This window comes from Streptomyces colwelliae (genome assembly GCF_048158785.1).
Lineage (GTDB): Bacteria > Actinomycetota > Actinomycetes > Streptomycetales > Streptomycetaceae > Streptomyces.
In genome coordinates this window covers 1-4027 of sequence record NZ_JBLTJC010000608.1, presented here as the reverse complement: position 1 = coordinate 4027, position 4027 = coordinate 1, and the positions used below count along the sequence as shown (strand labels likewise).

The following is a 4027-nucleotide window of genomic DNA, read 5'->3' as shown; positions in this document are numbered from 1 at the left end:
CACGGAAGCCGCGCGCGCACCGGAAGTCGGCCGCCCCGCCGGGAAGCGTGACGCGGGCTGCTTCCACCACCCTTTGCAGTGGTGAAAGCAGCCCGTTCGCGTGAATCCGCTCGCGCCGCCCCGGAGCAGATCACCGGGCCGTCGATCGCCGCGCTGACCGCGACCTTCGCGGTGTACCCAGCAGCAGGGCGCCGGCATCCCGTCGCCGGCCAGGAGCTTGGCGATCCGCTCCCGGGCCGCGTCGAAGGCCGTCTCGTACGACCCCTCGGCGGCGACCCCCTGCCGGGCCACCCACTCCGCGTCCGGCACCGGCTTGTACCCGGCGTCGAGCTGGTCCCAGGAGGCGAGGCACCCGGAGCCCACGAAGTGGTGGTTGCCGAGCCCCTCGCGGATGCCGAGGTCGGTCAGCACGACGGTGGGGATACGGCGGTGCAGGGACTCCAGGGCGGCCGTCGAGCTGATGGTCACCAGGAGGTCGGTGCGGTCGAGCACCTCGCCCATGTGCCCGTACACCAGGCTGAAGTTGGCGGGGAGATCCTTGCCCTGGACCAGCTTCTGGTAGGGCAACTCCTCGATGTGCGTGGTGTGTTCGCCGGGCTTGGAGCGCAGCTTGAGCAGCACCTCGCGGTTCGGGTGGAAACGGGCGTGCTGGATCGCCCTGTTCAGCAGGTGGTCGCGGTCCCGGCGGTTGTCCGGCACCGAGGGCTGCACCGCGAAGACGACCGTGTACGGGTCGTGCTCGCCGGTGTAGGCGTCCCCGCCGAGGAACGGCAGGGCGACCTCGGTGACCGCCGAGGAGTCGGCGCCGACCCCGTCGTAGACCGCCGTGAAACGGTCCGCGTCCTGGCGGGAGTTGGCGAGGACGAGGTCCGCGCCGTGCCGCAGGAGCAGGCCGTCGGTGAGCTTCTCGTAGACGACGCCGACATAGCCGGTGACGACCACAGGGCGCTTGGTGCGCCCGTCCCAGGCGCGGGCCAGGCCGTGCAGCATCGCCTGGACCCCGCCGCCGACGAGGGAGAGGACGAGGAGGTCGTACTGGTCCTCGGGGCCTCTCTCCATGGCGCGCAGGAACTCGACGGCGGTCACCTCGCGGAGGGAGTCCGCGGTGACGCCGACTTCCTTCAGCTGGCGGGCTGTTGGGGTGGCACGACCCCGCAGGAGGTACCCGTCCAAAGAGATGTCCGAATTCGGCGGAGCGATGCGGTTCGCGGTGAGCGAACCCCATTTCCACCGGGTGTCGGAATCCGCGAGAACGGCGACTCGCAGGGTCTGCGTTGCACTTGCTGGCACACCGAAGACGCTAGGAAGCCATTCCGTTGATCGGCCCAACCCGAAGGCAACAAACGGTTAACAGCACACCGCTGAATGGCGAATCAGGGCGTGGCGGGGCGGTAAAAATTCCTGGTTCACAGGTTCGCCACGTGGCGTTCACCCGACATCAAACCAATGGTAAAGACCGATGACGGAGGGCCCTCTAACGTCATGCGGGTGGTCAAGCTCTCCGTCATCGTGCCGTTCTACAACGTGCAGCAATACGCGCCCGACACCCTGAAGAGCCTGCGTGGGAACACACGGGACGACTTCGAATTCATCTTCGTCGACGACTGTTCGACCGACGAGACACCTGACATTCTCGCGCGCGCGGAGCGGGAGTTGCCAGGCGTCGTGCATGTCAGACACGAGAAGAACGGAGGGCTGGCGACCGCCCGCAACACCGGCATCGACAAGGCACGTGGCGAGTATCTGACGTTTCTGGACGGCGACGACTGGCTCGCCCCGGACTACTTCCCGCGGCTGCTGGCCGCCATCGAGCAACTCGGCTGCGACTTCGTCCGCACCGACCACGTGGTGTGCACGGCGAAGGTCCGCTCGATCGCCCGGGTGCCGCAGGGCCGGCGCGGTGTGGTGATGGACCCGCGGGACGCGATCCTGCCCGCCGACCGCTCCACGTCCGTGGACTACGCGTACGCCTGGGCGGGCATCTACCACCGCAGACTCGTCGACCGGGGCCTGCTGCACTTCACCGACGGGCTGCGCACCGCCGAGGACCGGCCGTGGATCTGGAAGCTGCACCGGGAGGCGGAGTCCTTCGCCACGGTGGGGCTGCTCGGGGTGTTCTACCGGCGCGGGGTCGCCTCGTCGCTGACCCAGATCGGGGACGTCCGGCAGCTCGATTTCATTCGTGCGTTCGACCAGGTAATCGAGGAAACGGCGGCTGACCGCGACGCCGATAAACTGCTGCCAAAAGCGGTGCGCACGTATTGCGCGATCATGGCTCATCATCTCGGATCGATCGAGAGGTTCGAACCCGCCGTGGCTCGAAAACTGCGTTCATTGAGTTCCGCGGCGCTGAAGCGCATGCCCCAGGATGTTCTGGCGGAGGTAATGGACTCGATGGACCCCCAGCGGGCGAGCCGGCTGCGGCGCCTGCGCCGCCGTCCCACCTCGGCGCGGACGGTGGCCGCCTGATGCCCCGCACCACCCAGATCCTGTGCGCGTCCACCCTGTACGGCGCCGCGACGCTGGCCGCCGCCCTGGACGCCGGGCTCCTCGGCGAGGCCGACCGCAGGCTGCTGCTGATCACCAACAACGCGGCGAACCCGGAGACCACCCCGTCGGTGGACACCATGCCGGGCTTCGACCGGCTGCGGGACCGCTTCGACGACGTGCTGTCGTGGAACGAGACCATCTCCCCCTTCCACCCGAGCGGTTGGAGCCCGCGGGGCGACGACGTCCCGATGTGGGAGCGGTACGTACGGCTGCTGTGGCGGCTGGGCGACGACGAGATCCGGCTCGCCGTGGAGTCCGTCCAGGTCAATCCGTCGCTCGCGCTGTGCCAGCTGTTCACCGGCGCCCCGGTCGACGTCTACGCGGACGGCCTCATAAGTTACGGCCCCACGCGCGACAAGATCGACCCGCTGGTCGGCACCCGCATCGAGCGGCTGCTGCACCTCGATCTCGTCCCGGGCCTCACCCCGCTGCTGCTCACCGAGTTCGGTGTCCCGCCGGAGCTGGTGCCGACGGAGGCCTTCCTCAAGGTACTTGGCGAACTCGCCGAGTCCGAGGAGGAGTTGCCCGCCGTGACGGGCCGACCGGCCCTGCTGCTGGGCCAGTACCTCGCCGCGCTCGGCATCCTCACCGACCAGCAGGAGGAGGAGCTGCATCTGCGCATGGTGCGCGGCGCGGTGGCGCTGGGCCATCGCGAGCTGGTGTTCAAGCCGCACCCCGTGGCGCCCTCCCGCTGGTCGCGTCTCCTCGAGGACGAGGCGAGCAAGCTGGGGGCCCGACTCACCCTCCTGGACCGCCCGGTGCTCGCCGAGGTCGCCTTCCAGCGGATGCGACCCGCCCTGGTCGTCGGCTGCTTCTCCACCGCGCTGTTCACCGCGGCCGGCCTGTACGACATCCCGGTCGCGCGGGTCGGCACGGACACCCTGCTGGCCCGGCTCGCGCCCTACCAGAACAGCAACCGGGTGCCGCTGACCATCGCGGACGACGTGCTGCCCGACCTCGGCGACAAGGCGGCGGTGACGGACTGGCGGATGCCGTCGCCGGAGCGGGTGGAGGAACTGTCCGGACTGCTCAAGGCAGTTGGCTTCGCGATGCAGCCCAGGATCTACCCACGGCTGCGCGAGGACGCCGAGCGCTACCTCTCGGCCCACCTCAATCCGCACACCTGGCGCTACTTCAAACGCCGTCGCCTGACCGCATTGGCGCTGCCCGGTGCCGTACCGGCACAACTGTCCTTCATTCCACGGAATCAGACGGTTCGGCGCATCGCGCGGCGCGCCCGTGCTCTGTCCGGACGTTAGCGTCCATTCAAATTGTTCATCCGGGCGACATGTGGGAGACCCCTGTGTGTCGCCGGTGAATTGCCTTTCATCCGTCGAACGTTCGTAGCGTCACATCGTTCCCCCGCGGAACAGCCATTCGACATCGGCGAGAAAGGCCCAGGATGAACGCGGTTGACCAGGCCCTGGCACCCACCCTGAGGGGCCAGGACCCTGGGCAGGAACCGGAGCAGCCACCC

The 4027-nt window shown here is 68.7% G+C and carries 3 protein-coding genes; 2 read left to right on the top strand and 1 reads right to left on the bottom strand.

Going from position 1 to position 4027, the window contains the following annotated elements:
* A partial coding sequence (locus ACNFOC_RS51840; RefSeq protein ID WP_416965938.1) for a DUF6716 putative glycosyltransferase occupies positions 1 to 1290 on the bottom strand: 1290 nt, incomplete at its 3' end.
* Positions 1291 to 1488: 198 nt separating this feature from the next.
* Between ACNFOC_RS51840 and ACNFOC_RS51835 the strand changes: the two genes are divergently transcribed.
* Together ACNFOC_RS51835 and ACNFOC_RS51830 are read left to right on the top strand one after the other, a co-directional pair.
* A complete protein-coding gene (locus ACNFOC_RS51835) occupies positions 1489 to 2469 on the top strand; it encodes a glycosyltransferase family 2 protein (RefSeq protein WP_416965937.1) in 981 nt (326 codons plus the stop codon).
* Complete coding sequence (locus tag ACNFOC_RS51830) at positions 2469 to 3809, top strand: polysialyltransferase family glycosyltransferase (protein WP_416965936.1); 1341 nt, start codon at positions 2469 to 2471, stop codon at positions 3807 to 3809. Before ACNFOC_RS51835 ends, ACNFOC_RS51830 begins: the two co-directional genes overlap by 1 nt.
* Positions 3810 to 4027 lie beyond the last annotated feature (218 nt).